The 1,942-nt window shown below is 49.8% G+C and carries 2 protein-coding genes; both read right to left on the bottom strand.

What is annotated here, in order from left to right:
- Positions 1 to 1,462 (bottom strand): SDR family NAD(P)-dependent oxidoreductase (locus VGJ94_18850; protein HEY3278681.1); only part of this gene is annotated, 1,462 nt, incomplete at its 3' end.
- A partial coding sequence (locus VGJ94_18845) for a hypothetical protein (GenBank protein ID HEY3278680.1) occupies positions 1,444 to 1,942 on the bottom strand: 499 nt, incomplete at its 5' end. The genes VGJ94_18845 and VGJ94_18850, both read right to left, overlap by 19 nt.

Raw genomic sequence — 1,942 nt, 5'->3', positions numbered from 1 at the left:
TCATGTCCCTGTGCGTTACCGTTACGGGCCCACCCCTTGATATCTGGTTTTTAAAAATCGGTATAACGCTTCCCCGGCTGCCGACTACATTGCCGAACCTTACGGAAATGAACTTCGTGCTATTTTTGGTATTGTACCATTTCACCAATTCTTCGGCCACACGTTTCGTAGTGCCCATTACACTGGTAGGGGTGACAGCCTTATCTGTGGAGATCATGACAAACTTCTCGACCCCCCGTTTGCAACTCTCTTCCAGAAGGTTCATGGTGCCGAGGACGTTCACCCTCACCGCCTCCTCGGGGTACTCCTCCATGAGAGGAACATGCTTATATGCAGCGGCATGGAGCACGATATCAGGAGCACAGTGAGCGAAAACGTGGGAAATTTTATTAGCGTCACAGACGTCCGCTACCACGGGTGTCAATAAAACGCCTTGGAAGAGGGATTTAATTTCATTGTCGAGGTTGAATAATTCCGTTTCGTCGGAATCCAGAGCGTAGACGGCTTTGGGCTCGTTCTTCAGCACCTGCCTTACTATCTCCGATCCAATCGAGCCTCCGGCACCGGTAATAAGGACCACTTTACCCCTGATGAGGCTGAAAATCTCCTTATGATTGATAGTCGCCTGCTCTCTTCCCACAATATCTTCAATAGATACGTCCTTTATATCGGAAAGCGCGATGCTGCCCTCCAAAATCTTCCCTATGCCGGGAAGCACTCTTACGTCATTTACGAGAGATTTCCTTATGTGAGACATTATTCTCTTCATCTCTTTCGTGGTCGCTGACGGCACGGCTATGAGGATGGTCTCGATATTCAATTCGCTCGCGAGTCTCGGGATCATTTCAGTGGTCCCCATGACTTTTATTCCCTGAAGAAAACTGCCTCTCTTAGTCTCGTCATCATCCACAAAGGCCACGACCCTGTATTTGCTTTCCTGGTGGCGGCGGACATCTCTCACGATCATCTCGCCGGCATTGCCGGCCCCCACGATAAGCGTCCGCCTGCCCTCCTCGAGCGGCCTTTCATGGATATGCCTTTGAAGCCTTCGGGCCAGCCTGAAACACCCCACGAGGAGTAAAGAGAGTACGCAGTCAAGGAGGACTGCGGAACGGGGAAAACCTGTGAATATGCCTCCAGGATTCACTATGTATACTACGATCGCTACGATCGCGGAGCTTAGGATAATCCCTTTTGCGACATCTACAAGCTCGAAGGCCCCCACGTACCTCCAGGACATGGAATAGAACCTGAAAAACAAGAATACCGGAATCTTGATGGCGATAAAAATGGGCGTGTAGAGCAGATACTCCTCGGACCATGGATTGGTAAAATCCCAATCATAGCGCAGCAAAAATGCAAGCTGACAGGAGAGGGCGAGAAGAAACACATCACCGAGAAGGAAGAATAAGGGTCGCGTAACAGGGGAAGCCCTGAAAAAGTTTAGGATCGATCGGTGCATACCTGTTTTTCTCCTGTCTCGGCCCCCTGAGTGCCGTTCCTTTTCGATGCCACCGCAAATAACACTTTATATTCGCTGTTTATCATATCGGAGCGGATCGCAAGGGGGGGATCGTAGTCGGCCATACCGTCTTTAATTTCCGGTGGAAGGGGTGTCAATTTGCCCATAAATACCCGTTTGAATATCTCTTTTCCCTTCATCGTTCTGGGAATAAGATGACATGAGACTGCTATCTTCTTGATGAGGGAAATTATTTTGTCTCTCATGGTATCTTCCCGCACCCTGCAGTTGCCATAAAGGGAAACGTCAGGAAATCCCGCCCCCGCTAACAGCCCGTGCAATTCGGGTGCGGAGAAATATCTGATGCTATAGGGGCTGGGATTAAACCCCTCCCCGTCTTTGTTGGCGGAGCATACTATGAGCACTCCATCCTGTCTCAAAACGCGATACGCTTCATTTATGAACTTTGCCGGAGAATGC

The sequence above is a fragment of the Syntrophorhabdaceae bacterium genome (assembly GCA_036504895.1).
Taxonomy (GTDB): domain Bacteria; phylum Desulfobacterota; class Syntrophorhabdia; order Syntrophorhabdales; family Syntrophorhabdaceae; genus PNOM01.
The sequence above is the reverse complement of the archived record's forward strand: the minus strand, read 5'-3'. Positions and strand labels throughout refer to the sequence as shown.